14 protein-coding genes are annotated in these 18,520 nt (G+C 43.7%); 3 read left to right on the forward strand and 11 right to left on the reverse strand.

The features are described from left to right. Positions 1-2 precede the first annotated feature (2 nt). The 7 genes from VP98_RS06605 to VP98_RS06635 all read right to left on the reverse strand — a co-directional run bounded on the left by VP98_RS06605 (position 3) and on the right by VP98_RS06635 (position 10,171). On the reverse strand, positions 3-521 hold the full coding sequence (locus VP98_RS06605; RefSeq protein WP_231584133.1) for an acyltransferase: 519 nt from the start codon (positions 519-521) through the stop codon (positions 3-5). An 8-nt stretch (positions 522-529) separates the two neighbouring features. Further along, the gene (locus VP98_RS06610; RefSeq protein WP_046174534.1) at positions 530-1,780 is read right to left on the reverse strand and encodes a hypothetical protein; all 1,251 of its coding nucleotides are present in this window, start codon (positions 1,778-1,780) and stop codon (positions 530-532) included. Between the two features lie 136 nt (positions 1,781-1,916). After that, positions 1,917-3,746 carry a polysaccharide biosynthesis protein gene (locus tag VP98_RS06615; protein ID WP_046174535.1) on the reverse strand — a complete coding sequence of 610 codons (1,830 nt, stop codon included), beginning with the start codon at positions 3,744-3,746 and terminating at the stop codon, positions 1,917-1,919. Positions 3,747-4,093: 347 nt separating this feature from the next. Continuing rightward, the gene (locus VP98_RS06620) at positions 4,094-5,038 is read right to left on the reverse strand and encodes a Wzz/FepE/Etk N-terminal domain-containing protein (protein WP_046174536.1); all 945 of its coding nucleotides are present in this window, start codon (positions 5,036-5,038) and stop codon (positions 4,094-4,096) included. A 12-nt stretch (positions 5,039-5,050) separates the two neighbouring features. After that, the gene (locus VP98_RS06625; protein WP_046174537.1) at positions 5,051-6,616 is read right to left on the reverse strand and encodes an O-antigen ligase family protein; all 1,566 of its coding nucleotides are present in this window, start codon (positions 6,614-6,616) and stop codon (positions 5,051-5,053) included. Positions 6,617-6,637: 21 nt separating this feature from the next. Next, on the reverse strand, positions 6,638-7,132 hold the full coding sequence (locus VP98_RS06630; protein WP_231584141.1) for a tetratricopeptide repeat protein: 495 nt from the start codon (positions 7,130-7,132) through the stop codon (positions 6,638-6,640). Between the two features lie 222 nt (positions 7,133-7,354). Further along, positions 7,355-10,171, reverse strand: a complete 2,817-nt coding sequence (locus tag VP98_RS06635; RefSeq protein ID WP_046174539.1) for an S-layer homology domain-containing protein — start codon at positions 10,169-10,171, stop codon at positions 7,355-7,357. 704 nt (positions 10,172-10,875) lie between these two features. On the opposite strand from VP98_RS06635, the gene VP98_RS06640 reads away from it, so the two are divergent. Further along, entirely contained in the window at positions 10,876-11,745 is an 870-nt protein-coding gene (locus VP98_RS06640; RefSeq protein ID WP_046174540.1) for a hypothetical protein, read from the forward strand. 30 nt (positions 11,746-11,775) lie between these two features. Here VP98_RS06640 and VP98_RS06645 read toward each other — a convergent pair whose 3' ends face one another. Genes VP98_RS06645 through VP98_RS06655 form a run of 3 tightly spaced genes read right to left on the reverse strand, consistent with a single transcriptional unit; the run spans position 11,776 to position 14,886 of the window. Next, positions 11,776-12,846: a glycosyltransferase family 4 protein gene (locus VP98_RS06645; RefSeq protein ID WP_046174541.1), complete on the reverse strand. Its 1,071-nt coding sequence runs from the start codon at positions 12,844-12,846 to the stop codon at positions 11,776-11,778. Then, positions 12,843-13,571: a WecB/TagA/CpsF family glycosyltransferase gene (locus tag VP98_RS06650; protein ID WP_046174542.1), complete on the reverse strand. Its 729-nt coding sequence runs from the start codon at positions 13,569-13,571 to the stop codon at positions 12,843-12,845. Before VP98_RS06650 ends, VP98_RS06645 begins: the two co-directional genes overlap by 4 nt. 19 nt (positions 13,572-13,590) lie before the next feature. Further along, entirely contained in the window at positions 13,591-14,886 is a 1,296-nt protein-coding gene (locus VP98_RS06655; protein ID WP_046174543.1) for a nucleotide sugar dehydrogenase, read from the reverse strand. A 124-nt stretch (positions 14,887-15,010) separates the two neighbouring features. Here VP98_RS06655 and csaB point away from each other — a divergent pair, with 124 nt between their 5' ends. Together csaB and VP98_RS06665 are read left to right on the forward strand one after the other, a co-directional pair. Further along, positions 15,011-16,129, forward strand: coding sequence for a polysaccharide pyruvyl transferase CsaB (gene csaB / locus VP98_RS06660; RefSeq protein WP_046174544.1), 1,119 nt, complete (start codon positions 15,011-15,013; stop codon positions 16,127-16,129). Beyond that, on the forward strand, positions 16,129-17,295 hold the full coding sequence (locus VP98_RS06665) for a glycosyltransferase family 4 protein (RefSeq protein ID WP_046174545.1): 1,167 nt from the start codon (positions 16,129-16,131) through the stop codon (positions 17,293-17,295). The genes csaB and VP98_RS06665 overlap by 1 nt, the downstream gene beginning before the upstream one ends. A 144-nt stretch (positions 17,296-17,439) precedes the next feature. Here VP98_RS06665 and VP98_RS06670 read toward each other — a convergent pair whose 3' ends face one another. Beyond that, positions 17,440-18,372: a nuclease-related domain-containing protein gene (locus VP98_RS06670; RefSeq protein ID WP_046174546.1), complete on the reverse strand. Its 933-nt coding sequence runs from the start codon at positions 18,370-18,372 to the stop codon at positions 17,440-17,442. Between the last annotated feature and the right edge of the window lie 148 nt (positions 18,373-18,520).

An 18,520-nucleotide genomic window follows, 5' to 3' on the forward strand; every position in this document is an offset into this window, starting at 1 on the left:
TTTTAATCTCTTTCTTTAATTAATTTAGCTGGAATACCACCTACTATTGTAAATTCCTTTACATTTTTAGTAACTACAGATCCTGCTGCTACGACGGCTCCTTCTCCTATAGTCACTCCTGGCAATATAATTACATTAGCGCCAATCCAAACATCATTTTTCACAATAACTTCCTTATGAATATGACCTGAATAAAAAATTTCGCCTCTGTTTTGAGGAATAGTATGATTAGAACTTAAAATTTTTGTCCCATATCCTATTAGAACACGATCTCCAATAGTCACTTTGCCTCCTGTGGTAATAAGCACATCTTTTGCAAAATCCACATAATCGCCTACACTCAAATTTTTTGGAGGCATTATCCATACTCCTGGATAAAAAACTGGTTTTTTTCCAACCCTATTACCCATTAAAATTAGAAAGGTTTTTTTGAATTTATTTAAAAATCTAAATCTTGGTAGTTTAAAAAGACATTCCATAAAAAACTCTACACAAACAATAAAAAAGTACTTTATGTCCATACAACTCCTTAAAGAGCTTTAAATATTTTTTTGCTACTTTCTAAAAATTCACTTCTGCTGGTGTTTAATAGTACAAATATTGAATTTAAATAAAACCACGTAAAAATAGCTGGGTTAGTATTACTTATTGGTACGTTTACATTAAAATCCACAATCCATTGAATAAACAGTATTAATCCAAAATAAAGCAAATTCCTATCTCTTTTTTTGACATTTCCCCACAAAAAAACCGAGAGGTAAAATAGAATTGTTAAGACAGAAAATAGTAATAGTATTCCCCCTAAACTTAATAATTCTAAATATTGGTTATGAGCTGTAATTCCGTCTATGTCGCGATAAAAATCACCGAATAAAAAATCAACTATATTGAAATCTTCAAAAATCGCTTTCCAAATATCAGTCCTACCACTTAGGGATTGGACACCTTTTATATTACCAAATCTTCCAACTACTAACTCCAAGCCAAAATTATAAATTACTATGCAAAGAAATACTATTAGGAATAAAATAATATTAATCTTTTGAAGAACTTTAAATTTCACAAAAAACGCAATGAAAAGCATTAACAAAAACGATATAATCGCTCCACGGACTTGCCAACTCAATAAGTTCAAAAAGTACAGCCCTATATACGGATAGATAAACCAATTATACCTTTTTAAAATATATGGCAGACTCATGTATAAAACGGTAGTTAAAATAAATGGATAGTATACATGAGTTTGATAAATATCAAACAAGCCTATTGAAGGTCTTAATGCACGACCAAAACTTTCTAAACCAACTTGAGTAAAAGAATAAAGATAATTTATGGTAATAACCCCAAAGTACATTAAACCTAATTGTCCAAAGAATTTCTCAATATTTATTTTTTTGTATTCAAATAAATACCATGATATAGACACACCCACGAAACCTGTTATCAATTGAAAAAACCTAACATAAGCATTAATATCTGAATATATAATTGCTCCTGCTGATGCAATAAAGAAACCAATTATCCCAATAAATAAGACAACTTTTTTAACTTCAGATGATAGTACTAGTATTTTTTTCTCTCTAATAAATAAAACCAAAGCGTATAAAAATAGAAAACTTCCTATAAAAAAATAAATAGGAAAAACTAATCCTGAATCTCCGAGGTGAAGACCATCTTCAGTTACAAAACTTTGATATAATCCCTGTGGGGTTAGGAACAACGGTATAAAAAATAAAACTTCCCAATAAAACTTTTTTTCTGTTTTTTTTAATAATTGCATATTTATATTCCGCCTATGGATTCAAGAATAAAATATTCGTATAATTTTTGATGGTAACTAATAAAAGAAATGAGCCCTCAAAATGAACTTTTATAAATAAACTGACTTTCTTTTACATTAGAAAGACCATATTATTCTATACTAATACTTTTTTCATTACTTTCCCCAAATTTTCTTTAGTATTTGCAATTTCAATCAATTGCTCTCTCAGTTTGTGACTATCCTTGTCTTCTAGACATCCAATAAATCTCCAAAGAATCTCCCCTTCAACCACTCCCGCTTTCCCAATATGAATCTTCGGAAACACTTGCTCGGGATGCACTTCATTTTCATTAAGCAGCTCTTCATACATCTTCTCTCCTGGGCGCAGCCCTGAAAACTCTATACCGATTTCGTCTTCGGTGTATCCGGAGAGCTTTATCAAGTTGCGGGCAAGATCAACGATTTTGACGGGTTCGCCCATGTCGAGTACAAATAGTTCTCCTCCGCGTGCGAGTGCACTGGACTGGATGACGAGCCGTGATGCCTCCGGGATCGTCATGAAGTAACGTGTCATATCTTCGTGTGTAACAGTTAACGGACCGCCTTCTGCGAGTTGCTTTTTAAACAGCGGAATGACGGAGCCCCGTGAACCGAGTACGTTGCCGAAACGCACAGCGGTGAAGGTTGTATCCGACTCCCGGTCGAGCTGTTGTATGACCATTTCGGCGACGCGTTTTGTTGCGCCCATCACGTTGGTTGGATTGACCGCTTTGTCGGTTGAAACGAGCACGAACCGTTTCACACCTGCTGCGGCGGATGCTTCGGCCGTATTTTTTGTACCGAAGATATTATTTTTGACTGCTTCTTTCGGGTTGTATTCCATTAACGGCACGTGTTTGTGCGCTGCCGCATGGTACACAATATCCGGCTGATGTTCGGCAAGTACGTCAAACATGCGCTCACGGTCCTGCACGTCGGCGATAACTGGAACGATTTCAATTAGGTCTTTATAACGTTTGCGCATTTCCATGTCAATCTGATAAATGCTGTTTTCACCATGTCCGACGAGAACAATTTTTTTCGGCTGGAAGATGCTGATCTGCCGGCAGATTTCCGAGCCGATTGAGCCGCCTGCTCCGGTGACAAGAACGGTTTTGCTTGTGACGGTTTCAGCTATCGATTCGATATCGAGTTCAATTGGCTCGCGGCCAAGCAAGTCTTCGACAGCGACGTCGCGCAGTTGGCTGACGGACAACTTGCCGGTCATGACGTCTTCAATGAGCGGCATAATCTGCACTTTCGCTGCGGTTTTGGCGCATTGTTCATAAATGTGCTTGATTTGCTGGCGCTTCAGTGAAGGAATGGCGATAATAATGTTGTCAATAGCGTGTTCATCAACCAGGTATGGAATATTGCGTGTTGTTCCGAGTACGGTGATGCCGTGAATTTGCAGGCGCAGTTTATGCAAGTCGTCATCAACAAATAAAACCGGCTTGAATTCGGATTCGTTTGACAGCAATTGGCGAACGACGGTTGAGCCGCCTGCCCCTGCGCCGACGATCATCGTTCGTTTGCGCTGGTCGTTCGCCTTTTTTATGTAGCGGTCACGGTACATGCGCCATGAAAAGCGCGAGCCGCCGATTAAAATGACGTGCAGCATCCATGTGATCATTAAGACGCGGAAATAAATATCCTGGAACGCGGCCATTTGCACAATGGCAGTGGCGGCGATGGAGAACGAAACTGCTTTGACGATGGCAAGCAGTTCCCGCACGCTCGCATACTCCCACGCTTTGTGATAAAGTCGGTAAATAGCCGCAAACAAATGGTGGCTGGCAAGCAGCGTTAAGGAACTAATGAACAGCGTGCTCGGGCTGTAAATGTTCATATATGGATGTAAAATGAAATAACCGATGTAAATGGAAAAAAGAACGATGAGTGAATCAAGCCCAATCAGCAGGGAGACTCTTCGTTGATAATCCAATAGGCTGCACCTCTCTTGTTTGGTAATCTTAGATGTGAAACGTAAAACAGCTAATAAAAACACACACAATAAATGCGCTTTTATTAACTGTTTTTTAATTTTTTGAAATAATTAAAAATTGGGCATTTAACCCACCCTCACACCGCACGATTGACGACACACGTCTAAGCGCCCTATCTACAGAACACCACCGCGCAGCCGAGTGCCCCCATTGATACTGGTAAAGGAGACATTACCAAAAAAACGACTTTTTTCTACATTATATCATTGAATCACACACAAAATTAGAGAAACCTAAAAATAAAACGGTTATTTTGTCACAAAAAAAAGAGCCGCAATAGCTCTTTTTAATGTTGCTGCCCGGAACTTTTCCAATAGTGTCGAAACAACACGATACCTGTTCCAGCTATTAAACCAACTATAAGCGCTATAGCTATGTTTAAAAGTGGTTGTGGTGATACAGGGCCTTCACTTTCAACCGGCGCGGAAATGGTCAGCAGCTTATTGTCAACGCGAAACACTTCCGAAAACGCGCTTAACTGACGTTCTTTATTTGAATAATCCCGATAGACAGAAGCGGTCGTTTTCACTTCGTTACTTACTTCATTTAACTCAATTAAATCTTGTTCGGAAATATCCGTCATTTCACTTAAATGGTCTTGGTCAAAGTTCAAAATATATTGGTTGTTATAAGAAATAACGGCATCTAGGAGCAATGATTTTGGCAGATTCAACGCTTCTGCCTGCTGCCGGTATTGCTTTAACAGTACTTCGAGATTTTCTTTTTCTGTCTCGCTTTGAGCTGCATAATATTTAATATCTTCATGAATTCTGTCTTGAATTTCAGTCAATAAGGACTCTTGAATAGTCGTGAGAAGAGCCTCAAGCAGCGCTTTTGCATCTGAAGCGGAATTTGCTTTCATTTTCACTGTAACCAGGTTTGTATTCGCAATATTTTCGACAGTCATGTTTTCTTGAACACCAGTTACGCTATATTTATTTAGATTGCTTTTTTGAATGGCTAGATCTATTATTTGAGAAGATTTAATCCGTTCTATGTAAGCACCTGGAGTGATTACTTCATTGAAGTATGAATCTGTTGCTTGAGGCGTTGCCCCAGCAACTAGCCCGTTATTTACCGAAACGGTCGCTTTCGATTCATACGTTGGATCTATCACCCAAAAGCTCATAATGGCCGCAATGATTACCGCAACAATGGTGCAAAGAATAATAACCCATTTCCCTTTTAATACAATCTCAATCAGTTCTCGTAAGTCTATTGTTTCTTCCATTCCACTTCTCCCTTATTTTTCTTGGACACGGTCTTTTTGATCAAACAGCATAAAAGCAATACCGCCTAGTATAAACAAAGGCGCCGCAGTTCCAGGTAGTGTATCATTGAATAACGCCTGTATTAAAAATGCGATCCAAGCAAGACCAGGGACAGCAATCAATCCATAAGATTTATTGTAATGCCAAATGCCCGGTAAAATCAGCTTCATTGATTGAATAACAATTGCTATAAACAAAAGAAAACCAGCTGCACCTGTTCCGAACAAAATACCGATATACATGCTATGTGGTTTATCAACTACTACTAGTTCTGAACCTAGGCCACCGCGAATTCCAATGTCTGTTTGCGGGAAATGATACATTAATGTATCAAGTCCATACCCTAAGACAGGACGCTCTTTTAACAATTCGAGTGTTTTCCCAAAAATGTATATACGGCCTGACCCAGCTGCAATAGCCGACTCAGGAAGGTCCGGCAGCGTAAAAGCTTTTTCGTTTGCATATGCTACATTATTCAACCGGTCAAAATCACTATTTGACTTTTGGGATGTAACTTGTTCTTCTGCTGTATAAGGATTCGCCGGAATGAAAAATCCAACAGACTCACTCCAAACCCTTGAGTTATTCGATGCCAGTACATGCAGAATTGGGATTGTCAAAATAAAAAACAATGCCAAAGTCATAAGCCCTGTTTTTTTATTTCCGTATTTTAATATAAGAAGAATCAACAAAGGCGTCATCAGACATATTGTCAAAAATCCATTTGTCGAGATCGCCATGAGCATAGTCGCAACCGCTAGAAGTGCCATGAGGAAGTGCATCGCCTTTTGAATTTTGTTCGTTTCCATAGTGAATGCACCGATATATAGGACAGTCATAACAGCGAACATGCCACTCATATAATTCCACTGGTTTAATGTTCCAAGCAATATGGCCCCTTCCGACAGTGATTGGCCGTCTGGAAGCGCAAAGGTGACAATACTTTTTACGAAACTATAGGTAATTGCATCATGACCGGTAAAATTCATCGTTATAAGAATAAAATTTACGATAACAAGTGGATAAAAAGCAAAAATCACATATCGGACCGCTTTTTTAGGGTATTGGATATGCATAGCAATAAAAAACAGCAGCACATAGCATACATAAGACAGCGCACCGTCTGAACGGTTATACTGGCCATATAACGCAATCGTTTTATTTGGCGCCAATGTCGTCGATAGCGCAATCACAACAAACATTGATAAAAAAATCCATAAAATCGGACGTTTAGGTAATCGGTAATTTAAGAAAAAAAGTTTGTAGAAAAAAAGACAGGATATAAGCGCAGTTGCAATCAGAAGAACAATAAATTTAAAGTAAGTAAAAATATCCCCTTGTCCCCCGCTTGATAAAGAAGCCTGTTCCGAGATGATTGGGCTTATGACTTCCTTTACGTGACCACCGACCAGAAGCGGTATAACAATTAATGACACAAGCAATAGAAAAAAAATTTTTTTATCTGTTTGTTTTATTGATAATTCGTCTTCTGCTTCGTCACGATAAATTGATTTTTTTGAATAAATGATATTACTCATTTGACGCAGGCAACCTTTCTGTTACGAGTTGTTTTTAAGCTCTTTCATTTTCGCCGCCACTTGTTCCTGATAATCCGGCATGCTTGCCGGGACCGGCAAATTTTTGCATTGTGCCAAAACAGTCAAAGCCTCTTCCTTCTCACCGTTTAATGTTAAAACATCCGCAAACTGAATCATAAACAATGCATCTTCAATTTTATAGGGATTTAGCTCAACTACCTGCTTATATGCTCTAGAGGCCTTGCTAAGCTCATTTGTATTTACATAGGACATCCCCAAATAATGCGTGACAGGTACTGAATCCGGCTCTTCCGCTTTCACTTGCTCTAAAAGAGGCAATGCTTGTGCATATTGTCCCTGCTGCAATAATTCGAATGCTTGCTGGTATGTATAATAAATCTCAGTAACTTTTTCATCCTGCTTTTCCCCAGAAAAATGTGTATATATTAAAGCAATGGCCAAGCATAAAAATATTCCCGCCACTATATAACGTATAGACGAATCCGTCAATTTCATCACTTATTTCACCCTCCCTTATCTATTAAAATACTCATTCTTTTCCATTATATATGGGCATTCGACAAAAGTCATTGCTTTCTTTATGGTAAGTTAATCTGAGTATTTTTCTTTCTTTTTCTTTTAAAAAACATTAAAAAACCCTGGATAGGGACTCTTATAGACGTCCGCTATCCAGGGTATAGCTTTAACTAAAGCTATTTAGAAAAATTATATTAGTTATTAACGTGTTGCACTCACTAGTACATCAGTTGCTAGCAAGTTGCCTGCAGCATCTTTACCAGAAGTTACAGGAGCCGTTTTAACTGTAATTGTACCAGTTGCAAAACTTACGCTAGATGATGTAATAACAATTTGGTCCTCTGAAGAGCCTTTTTCTACAGCAATACCTGTTGCAGTAGTACCATTAACAGCTACGACAAAGTCGTTTGCATCTGGCGCTAATTCTTGGCCCCCGGTTACTGAAGCTCCATCTTGCTTACCATCAACATTTTCGCTGAATGTTAATGTGATTTTGCCATCAGTTCCTACTTTTGCAGAAAGCAGTGTAGGTGCTTTTGTATCTGTCAATGAAACTGTTTTGTCTACAGTATCAATTGTCGCACCGTTTTTACCTTGAACGTTCGATACAGTTAAGATACCTACATGTGTTTTTTCAACAGATCCAGCTGGCATTTTGATAGTAGCTACTCTAGAAGCACCATCTAGGGTAATAACTGTTCCAGATGGAAGTGCTTGTCCATCCAATTTGTAGTTAGCAACATCTGTAGCTGAACCTGCCACTGTGCCACCTTTTACATCGGCATCATACGTTACTGTTAACGTATCACCAGTTACAACAGGGTTGCCAATGATAGCTGGTTTTACAGAAGCATCACCAATTACTGTTACTTTTGTTGAAATTGCCGCAGATGTGTTAACTTTATTCAATGCTTGGTCGCTAAATGCGCCTTTTGCAAAGTTGAAAGTGTAGTCTCCATTTGCAAGATTCAGACCGCCTACTGTAGCATTGCTTACAGTCACTTTTTTATCACCAGCTGCAACAGCTAGTACTGCAGTATTGGGTACAACTTTTGTTTGACCTGTTGAATTATCAATAACCGTCAAGTCAGCTGAAAGATTCGCTGATGTATCAGCTGCAAGCTCTTCAGAGAATGTAAGAATAAAGTTTTTGTTTACTGCATCGTACTCAGACTTTACAAGCGTTGGAGCTGTAACATCCTTCGTCAATGGAACAGTTCTTGTAACAGATGTTCCAACGTTGTTGCCAAGATCTTTGTAGCCTGCAAATGTAACATCCAAGTTTACAGACGTTTCATTTTTAGCGCTATCGAAAATCGCATTAGGTGTAGTTCCAGACAAGTCGATTGTGAAGTTTACACCGTCTTTTGTTGTCGCTTTAAGTCCAGAAGATACGAGCGCGCCGTCTTTTCTTACTGACAAGCCGATTGCTGATTTAACATCAGTAAGGCCGTCTTTTTGGACAGAAGTAATACCTGCAATTTCTTCAGAAAAAGACACAGTAATCTTATTTTCGCTTTCAGCTTTTACATTCGTTACTTGAGGAGCGATAGCATCTGTAACTAGAGAGTAAGTGAATGTATTGTTATAAAGATCCATTGTGTTTCCAGCTAGATCTGTAGCTCCTGATACAATTACAGGATAAGATTTTGCATTTTCAAGATTTGCAACAGCAAGGTTTGCTTTTGTTACAGTAACCGTGTTATTCACAGGCGCACTAGCTGTTACGCTAACACCGTTGATTACAACTGTTGGTACTGTTGAACCAAGGTTTTCGCTAAAAGTGATTTTCACGTTACCGTTTTCAGATGCAACTGCACTTACTGTTGGTTTTACTTCATCAGCGAAGTACAAGCCAGTTGTGAAGTCGTTTTTAGTAGAAAGAGCTTTTCCTTCAGCATCTTGTAGATTTTTCTTTACAGTTACAGTATAAGCTGTGTTTTTTGTTAACGGCGCAGATAAAGTAAGCACCGCAGATTTTTTATCTTTGCTTAATTCTGCTTTAGTGACTGTAAGGCCGCCAGTAATTCCATAATTAGAAACAGTTTCAGCACTGTTTGCACCAGTTCCATCTAAAACTGGTTTGTTGAAAGCTACTTGTACATGACCAGCATCGATAGCAGTTACGCTGTTGATTGCCAAGTCAAATGCAGCAACAGTGAAGCTTGCTTGTGCAGATTTTTCGCCAACTGTTACTTTAACAGTATGGTTACCTGCTGGAAGATCGGGGAAATCAGTTGTTACTTTTCCATCTGCAACGTTAACAGTTTTCGTAGCTACTGCTGTTGTGCTTCCGTTTGCAAACACTTCAATTTTCGCTTGCGCATCAGCTTCTGCATTTGCAACCGTAGCATTTACAGTTGTCACACGGTTAGCAGTTGTCGCCGTAACACCAGAAACTGTTAGCTCAGGAGCAGTTAAGAAATCTTTTGCACGGTACATAAACAATGCAAATTCGCCACGTGTTACGTTTTGAGTAGGAGCGAAAATCTCTGAAGTCTTACCAAGTGTAATTTCATTTTCAACAAGTGCATCTACATATGCATCCCAGTTGCTGTTTACATCTGTGAATGTGTTTTTAGTGTCGCCTGCTTCAAGATTGTAAGCAAGTGTAAGGATTTTCGCCATTTCTTGACGAGTGATGTTATCATTCGGCTTGAATTCAGTTGATGTTTTACCGCTGATGATTTTCTCAGCAAATAAAGCGTTAACAGCACCTTTTACGCGGCTGTTTAGGTCAGTGAATGAAGAAGCCGGAGCAGTAGCTGTATCTAATTCAAGAACATTCGCAATCATAACTGCTGCGTCACCGCGAGTGATTGAAGCAGTAGTGCCGAAAGTTGTTTCAGATGTACCTTTAGCAATATTGTTATCTACTAAGTAGTCAACAGCATTCTTGTAAGTGCTGCTAACATCTTCGAAATCTGCCGCGAATGCAGGTGTTACTGCAGTTGCAACAAGAGTAGCAGTTGCCGCTGTAGCAACGAATTTACGATAAGACTTTGGTTGGTAAGCCATGTAATAGTTCCTCCTGTATGTGTGTGGTTTTTTTATGAAAGCGGTCAGCAGAGCCGGCCGTTCCTATAGTAGTTTCTGAGTTTAGTAGCTATTTTTCTCTTTCAATGCAAGGTTATGTATTGAAAGGAAATTTTAACATAACTGAAACTCAAGTAATATTCTATCAAACAAGGGTTTTTTTTCAACCATTTTTTATAGATTTCCATAAATTATTGAAAATGTAATGATTGTCATACTACTGAAAACATTTTTCAATATTTAACAAAATCTAGCGCTGGTTGAAACCTCCTTGTTTCATAGCTTATTCATTATATACCATATGCTGTGCAAATATAAAGTTTTTGCTAAACATTTTTTGTCATATTTGTATCAAAACATGATGATATAGGGGTTATTCTTCGAAACTGAGATTACAGTTTTATGTCAGCTGCTTCACTCAGTCAATTACTATATCGTCTAGTATTCATATTCTTTTACAGTTCTTTTATACTAAATATCTTCCACAATCATCATTTTTTTAGTTTATAGAGTATTAATTTTATAGATTTTGAACAAAAAGGTTCCGCCTGCAGACAGCTTGTTCTCTATCTTTTACACTTTGACATTCTTCTGCTCCTGAACCAAAATAAAATTATCTCTCCATTTTTTACTAATTTGAGTGTTCTGAGGAAACAGGAGACAAATCAACAGGAAGGTGGAGAAGCATGAAGAAGTGCTTGCTGACAGCCGGAGCGGCTCTTTTGCTTTTGGGCGGCTGCACAAATGACGAAGCGGATCTTCCAGACGGGGCGCATCCATCCTCAATGGGCCAGTATCATGAGCCTTTTCTTCCGGTTTTTGCAGAGGTGGTCAATAACGGCACGTACCGGCAGGCAACGGGAAACTTTTTTGTCCGCCACGGGCAGTTTCCTTCCGAACGAGCTGTTGAGGTGATGCCTGGCGGAACGTTTACGCCGGATTTGCCGGATCGAATTCCAGACGGGTCTGAGATGCGGATTTTGTTAGAAGAAGTGAACCGCCACGCGGAGCAGCCGAAAGAAATTGAGCGGATTACGACGGGTCAGGCAGCGGAAACAGCCGTTCAGCTGCCGGAAAAAGGAGGCAAACTATATCGCTACACAATTAAGGTGTATGATACGGCCGGTGAGTTTAAAGATGTGAATTATTATCCGCTCTTTACTTCGTTTCCGGATTACCATGCCGGAGTGACGCTGGTAAAGGATGAGGTAAAGCGCGGCGAGCCGCTTCATGTCGTGATTCATAATTTTGGCCCCAATCATTTAGCGGTGAATGAAACGTACCGCCTGTGGCGGCAAAGCGATGAGGGGCTGGAGGAAGTGTCCATCGAACCTTATGACGGACCAGTAGCCGAGCCTGCTTATATAGAAACAGCCTGGTCAATGGCGGAGCTGCGGATGGACCAGAATTTGGAGTCTCCCCTGCTGCCGGTTGATACGACCGTGACCGAAATGCTTGAGAGCTATACAGAGGAGAAAGGTGAGTTTCTGCTTGAAGTGGAGGTCGGGTCTGACCAGAACCGGCATTCGCTGTATGCAGACTTTACAGTGAAATAGCTCGTTGCATAAAAAAATCGCGTTCCCGACTTAGCGGGACGCGATTTTTGTGTATACCTCTTTTGTTGCTTTGTGAAGCTGTTCCAGTGAAAAGTGGGTCGAAGCGTGCTCGTACAGCTTCTCTCCCATTTGCTTGACATCGGCCTGCATGGCTTTTTGGATGGCTTCGGCGAGCGCCTCTGCCTCTCCTGTCGGCACGATCCAGCCGGTTTCGCCTTCTGTGATCAGCTCTCCGACTCCGCCCACATCAGTGGAAATAAGCGGAATGCGTTCATTGGCTGCTTCTAACAACGCGAGTGGAAAGCTTTCGCTGTAGGAAGCGAGCAGCGCGACGTCAGAAGCGGCATATATGCCTGCTACGTCCTGGCGGAAGCCGAGAAAGTGCACATGGCCGTACAAGTCTTTCGCTTTTTCGTGCAGCTCGTCTTCAATCGGGCCGTCGCCGACTAAAAGCAGCTGCGGCTTTGCTTCGAGGCGGCGGAGCGCCTCAAAGACAACCTCATGCCCTTTGATTGGGTGAAGCCGGGCGACCATGGCAATCACAAAGGAATGCTCGGGCACCGGGAGAGCCGCTGCTTCGGCCGCTTCCTCCGTAAAGTGAATGCCGTTGTAGACGGTTGTCACTTTTTCCGGACGGATGCCGAGCGAAACGAGATTTTGCTTAAAGCGGTCCGAAACGGCAAAATAATGGTCCATCTGCCGGATCGCATACAGGCTGATTCGGGTGAAAACCCGCCCTTTGATCCCGCCTTTGACAAAATCAAGCGCCGGGTCGCTGTGAACGGTTGTCACCCAGCAGATGCCGGTTCTCTTCTTTACATAAATGCCGAATAAATTGGCGCGCGGGCCGTGGGTATGCAAAATATCAAACTGCTCTTCCTTTATAAACGCAGACAGCCTGGACAAAACGGACAGGTCATAGCGCGACTTCTGGGCAAACAGGACCGTCCGGATCCCCGAGGCACGGGCTTCTTCTGCCAGTGCGCCTTCCTGGAAAACGGCAAGCGTTACTTCCGCCGGATCGAACTGCTCCAGCAGGGTAATCACATGCTTGCGCGAGCCGCCTGTTTCGCCGCCGCTGATTACATGGAGAACCTTCATCCGCGGCCTCCCCGCGATGTAAGGACCGCCGCCAGAAATTTCGGCAGCGCCATCTGGCGTTTAATCCGCTTCGGCTCCTTCATCAGCCGGTACAGCCATTCAAGGCCGGCTTTTCGGTACGCTTCCGGCGCGCGCTGCACATTGCCGGAATACACGTCAAAGCTGCCGCCGACGCCTTGAAATACTTTGACTTCCGGAAGCTTCGGCATGTTTTCGCGAATCCAGAGCTCCTGGCGCGGGCTGCCGAGCGCCACAAAGATAATTTGGGCGCCGGACTGGCGGATTTTCTCCAGCAGCGCCTCCTGGTCCTTTACATAGCCGTTTTCATAGCCGGCCACACGCAGATTTGGAATCGACGCTTCCAGGTTTTCTTTCGCTTTTCTCACGGTTTCTTCCTTTGCCCCGTAGAAAAACACACCGAGGTTTTCGGCTGCGGCCATCTCCAGGATGCGTTTCATCATATCCACGCCTGTAACCCGTTCCTTCAGCTCGCCTTTTTTCAGCTTTGCGGCAATGATCATACCGACGCCGTCTGCGATCTGGTAGGTTGAGTTGTTGATTAATTCTTTTACAAGCGGATCACGACGGGCCGTCATCACCTTTTCCGGATTAACGGCAATGACCGTTGACTGCTCGCCGGCTCTAATCCGCTGCTTCATATCTTCAATAATCTGGTCATAGGTGAGCGGCGAGACCGACACACCCAGGTACTGTTCTTTTTTCACCGTTCCCTCACCTTTTGATTTATTTATTTACGGCGTTTGCTTCGTTTCGTGCCAGGCCGCGCAGGTCCCCGATTTTATGAACGGTTAAACCGCCGCCGCTTGTAAGGCCGGTGCAGTTTTTCGTATCAAAAATTACCGGTCGGGCCATTTTTTGCATTAAGGCATGCGTATCAAGCGCCTTGAACTCGTTATGGTCAGCCAGGATCACGACAAGGTCTGCTTCTTCCACGGCCTGGTCAAATGAAGCAAGCGGGAATGACACTTGCTCATTGCGGACATGCGGATCATGCACCCGCACATCGAAGCGCGGGTTTTCAATCACTTTCTCGACAATTTCAATGGCCGGGCTTTCCCGCACATCATCAATATTGCCTTTGTACGTTAAGCCGAACAGGGCAACAGACGGACGTTCGATGTCGCCCGTCATGCGGATAATCTGGTCGACCACATAATCCGGCATAGAGTTGTTAATGTCACGCGACATTTGAATCATCTGCGCCTGGACCGGTGCTTTTTCTACGATAAAATACGGGTCTACTGCCAGGCAGTGGCCGCCGACGCCTGGTCCCGGCTGGTGCAGGTTCACACGCGGGTGGCGGTTGGCCAGCTCAATAACTTTATGGGCATCAACGCCAAGCACGCCGCAAATTTTCGCAAGCTCGTTGGCAAGCGCAATATTCACGTCGCGGAATGTGTTTTCCATCAGCTTGGACATTTCCGCAGTGACGGCTTCTGTAACCAGAATGTCGCCTGTTACCACACGGCGGTATACATCTGCTGCTTTTTCTGCTGCAGCCGGCGTTAATCCGCCGACAATCCGGGCATTTTCCACAAGCTCAATTAAAATACGGCCCGGCAGAACACGCTCCGGACAATGAGCCAGGTGAAGATCCTGCTCCGGATCAAAGCCTGCTTCACGGAAAATCGGTGCCACCACGTCATCAATCGTGCGCGGCGGAATGGTGGACTCTACGATCACCACATCGCCTTTTTTCACAAATGGCACGATGGTCTGCGCTGCGCTGACCACATAATCCACATTGGCTGTATGGTCTTCGTGGACTGGTGTCGGCACGGCGATAATAAACGCATCCGCTGCTTCCGGTTTAAGCGATGCGCGAAGCTTGCCGGATTCGACTGCTTCTTTTACCACTTCCGGAAGCCCGGTTTCTTCTATAATGATTTCACCTTTATTTAAAAGCTCGACGACTTGCTCATTCACATCTACTCCGACTACTTCATAGCCGGCACGGGCAAAAACGGCTGCTGTTGGCAGGCCAATATATCCTAATCCAATGATACAAATCTTTTGCATAAGTAAGGATCCTCTCTTTTCTTTCAATAGCTTTTCATAGTATAGCAAATTCAATTTGAATACGCCACGTTTCGATGATAAAATGAAGGTTAGTTTTCGAGAACAAACTAGGAGGAATACCCGCTTGAAAGTAGTGATTTCCGGTTTTTACGGGCTCGGCAACACCGGGGATGAAGCCATCCTCGAATCCATTGTCGATAACTTACGGTCAGAAGTTCCGAATATTGATATAACGGTGTTCTCGCTGTCGCCAGAACAAACAGCGAAAGAACACAATGTAAAAACAGTGTACCGCGCATGGCGGCGTGAAAACAAAGAAAAAATCCAGGCGCTCCGCCAGGCGGATGTGCTTATCTCAGGGGGCGGCGGCCTGCTTCAGGACACGTACCCGACCAAATTTTTATTTGGCCCGCTTCCTTATTATTTAATTATTGCCATGCTGGCCAAAGCGTGCGGCGCAAAGGTTATGTTTTTTTCACAGGGCATCGGTCCGGTTACGTCCGGCTGGGGCAAATTTTTAATGCGCCGGTTTGCGAACAAAGCAGATTTTATTACGGTTCGCGACCAGTATTCAAAAGATTATCTGGAAAGCCTCCGTGTCACGAAGCCCGAAACAGTCGTCACCGCGGACATCGTATTCGCGTTCCAGCAAAAGCCGGATGATGCGTGCATGAAAAGCCTGCCGTTAATGGGCAGCGAACGGCTTGTGGCGGTATCGGTCCGTCCGTGGTTTGAACATAATGACTACGAGGACAAGCTGGCGTCCGCACTGGATGAATTGATTGAACTCGAAGGCATTACACCGGTATTTGTGCCGATGGAAGGGCATCATGATGTGGATGCATCCAAGCGCGTGCTGGCCAAAATGCAAAATGCCGATTCGTGCCATTTGCTTGGCGGCAATTTTACGCCGAACCAGTACTTGAATTTTATTTCTGCCTGCGATGTGACAGTCGGCCTGCGCCTTCACTCGCTTATTTTCTCGGCTTTATCCGGCGTGCCGCATATCGGCATCAGTTATGATAAAAAGGTAGAAAGCTTATTAAAGCGCAGCGGCATGTGGGACTATTCGTTCCGGCTCGAGGAATTAAACCGCGACAAGCTGGTGGAAAACACACGCTATGTATTGCAGAACCGGGACCAGCTGCATGAAGTGGTCACTGAAAATGCGGCTGTGATGCGCCGCGACGCGCTTGAAAATATCGAATTGCTGAAAAAGCGGTTTGGGCAGGAGATGAACTAATGAAGATTTTACTGGCAACCGTCTATCACTTTCCGCATACAGGCGGATTATCCGTTCATATGGCGACACTGAAAGCGGGCCTTGAAGCGCGCGGGCATGAAGTGGATATTTTATCGTTTACCGATATCCCAGAGTTCCAGCAGAAAGCGGTCGTCCGCGGCCCCGGCTTTTTGATGAACAAGGTGACAAAAGGCTCCGGCTTTGTCTACGGCCTGCAGCAGCGCAAAAAAATGCTGCAAAAGCTGATGGAAGCGCAAAAATCCAAAAACTACGATATTGTGAACGCGCAGGAAGTATACGCGACATTTGCGGCACTTGATGCCGGCCTTCCGGTTGTGTCGACCGTCCACGGCTATTTAACGTACGAAGCGCTGTCTGCCGGCAACATTTTAAAGGGCAGCAAGGAAGAAGCGTTTCTGCTTCAGCAGGAAATTGAAGCGTACCGGAAAACACGCGCGATTATTACGGTCGATACCCGCATTAAAAATTATGTTAAAAAAGAAGCCGGCATTGAAGGAACGGCTATCCGCAACTTTATCAATGTGGATGACTTTAAGCCGGATGCCGAAAACAAAGCGGCTTACCGCGAGAAGCACGGCGTTCCAGCCGATGCGCCGGTCTTTTTTGTGCCGCGCCGCCTGACAAAGAAAAACGGCGTGATTTACCCGATTCTGTCTCTTCCGGCTGTGCTGGAAAAGTACCCGAACGCAAAGCTGATTTATGCCGGAACCGGTGAAGCGATGGATGAAATGAAACGCCTGATGGCAGAGCGCAAAATTGAAGCCAGTGTTGAACTGCTTGGCGCGATTCCCCACGATGCGATTAAGGAATATTATGCTCTGGCGGATGTGGTGCTTGTGCCAAGTGTGTATTCAGAAGGCGTGGAGGAAGCGACCTCCATTTCGGCTCTTGAAGCAATGGGCTCCGGTTCACCGCTCATCGCCTGTGCCGTCGGCGGCTTAAAAGAAATCGTCGACCACGGTGTGGACGGCCTTCTTGTGGAAGAAAAGAATGTAGAAGAACTGAGCGCAGCCATGCTGGATTTGCTTAATCATCCAGAAAAAGGCGCAGAATACGCGGCGGCGGCCCGCAAAAAAATTGAAGACGAGTACTCGCATACCGCGGCGGCGGAAAAATACGAGGCTATTTACAAAGCTTCCCTTTGATAGGGGAGCTTTTTTGCTGTTTTTTTGGCGTGATTTGGGAGAAAAACGGCGCGTTTAGGATTCGGGACGGCGCAATTTCAGTCCAATCGCGCCATCTTCATACGCTATTGCGCCGTTTCGGCCGGAAAACGTGCCATAGCCTGGTTACTCGATAGGATTTTTTATTATGTGGGTATAATCTCTCGTCGTTCCTTCCGAGCTTTCCCTCCACTTCTTCAGCAGCTTTTCGCTGACCGATCTTGATTCGATACCCAAAAAGTCCCTCAGCTCCCTATTGGTGATTTTGGGTCCAAATAATAAAATGTATTCGTGCAGCGCTTTTATATGAGCGGTTTTAAATGACTGACGGCACGTTAAACAGGTCCAGCGTTTGGCCACTTTTTTTACTGTAAGAGTCCGGCAGGCCGGGCAGCGGATTCCTTTTAAAATCCGATCCTTTTCTACTCCAAAAACCGTTAACAGGCCGGGGTCGTACGGCCGGTGATTCGCTTGTAGCCGGTTCGCCAGTTCATGTACTTCCTTCATTGATAAAACGGGCAGCCGGCCGTTGAGTTTTTCATCCATTCTTGCTCCCAATTCTGCCGGATACGAAAGAAATGCACGATCCGGTGAATCCTCCGGAACAAAGTCCACCTTTGCCCGCGGATGGCTGATCACAACCAGCGGCAAAACGGGGATTGGCTTTGGGAGCCACGGCAGAAGAAAACGCTCCTGCCGCTGCACCTGCGCAATCGGGTCTCCAAAAACCTGATTCCCTCTTGTCAATTGATTCGTCTGGCGGTTAAAGGTGAGGTGGCCGGAAATATGTTTGATTTCGAAGATAAAAATGATGGATGGGCAGATAACAATGGTGTCTATTTGAAAGTGGGTTACGCCATTCGGGGATGGCAGGCGGATATCATGGAGAATACGGAATGATTCGTTCAGTTCAGACAAAAAATAATAAACTCGTTTTTCACCTTCCAGTCCGGCAACGCATCTTTGCAGCTCTTCTCTTACCCGGTTGTATTGCGGATCAGCCGGGCTCATTCTTTCATAGAGCACTTCTACTTTTTGATGCCATAATGACTTTTTCACTATTACACTCCCTTCAGCTTCCCCAGTTACTATTACACATTTTTTTCAAAATCCCTGCTTTTTTTGAAAAAAACTGGCTTGCGGCGCGATCTGGGAAAAATTCGGCGCAATTAGCAGCCGGGATGGCGCAATTTCAGGTAAATTGCGC

The sequence above is a fragment of the Domibacillus indicus genome (genome assembly GCF_000970685.1).
Classification (GTDB): Bacteria; Bacillota; Bacilli; order Bacillales; family Domibacillaceae; genus Domibacillus; species Domibacillus indicus.

Coding starts and splice junctions, on each gene's coding strand:
- VP98_RS06605 (WP_231584133.1), bottom strand. CDS start 521: ATGGACATAAAGTACTTTTTTATTGTTTGTGTAGAGTTTTTTATGGAA.
- VP98_RS06610 (WP_046174534.1), bottom strand. CDS start 1,780: ATGCAATTATTAAAAAAAACAGAAAAAAAGTTTTATTGGGAAGTTTTA.
- VP98_RS06620 (WP_046174536.1), bottom strand. CDS start 5,038: ATGGAAGAAACAATAGACTTACGAGAACTGATTGAGATTGTATTAAAA.
- VP98_RS06625 (WP_046174537.1), bottom strand. CDS start 6,616: ATGAGTAATATCATTTATTCAAAAAAATCAATTTATCGTGACGAAGCA.
- VP98_RS06630 (WP_231584141.1), bottom strand. CDS start 7,132: ATGAAATTGACGGATTCGTCTATACGTTATATAGTGGCGGGAATATTT.
- VP98_RS06635 (WP_046174539.1), bottom strand. CDS start 10,171: ATGGCTTACCAACCAAAGTCTTATCGTAAATTCGTTGCTACAGCGGCA.
- VP98_RS06640 (WP_046174540.1), top strand. CDS start 10,876: ATGAAGAAGTGCTTGCTGACAGCCGGAGCGGCTCTTTTGCTTTTGGGC.
- VP98_RS06645 (WP_046174541.1), bottom strand. CDS start 12,846: ATGAAGGTTCTCCATGTAATCAGCGGCGGCGAAACAGGCGGCTCGCGC.
- VP98_RS06655 (WP_046174543.1), bottom strand. CDS start 14,886: ATGCAAAAGATTTGTATCATTGGATTAGGATATATTGGCCTGCCAACA.
- VP98_RS06665 (WP_046174545.1), top strand. CDS start 16,129: ATGAAGATTTTACTGGCAACCGTCTATCACTTTCCGCATACAGGCGGA.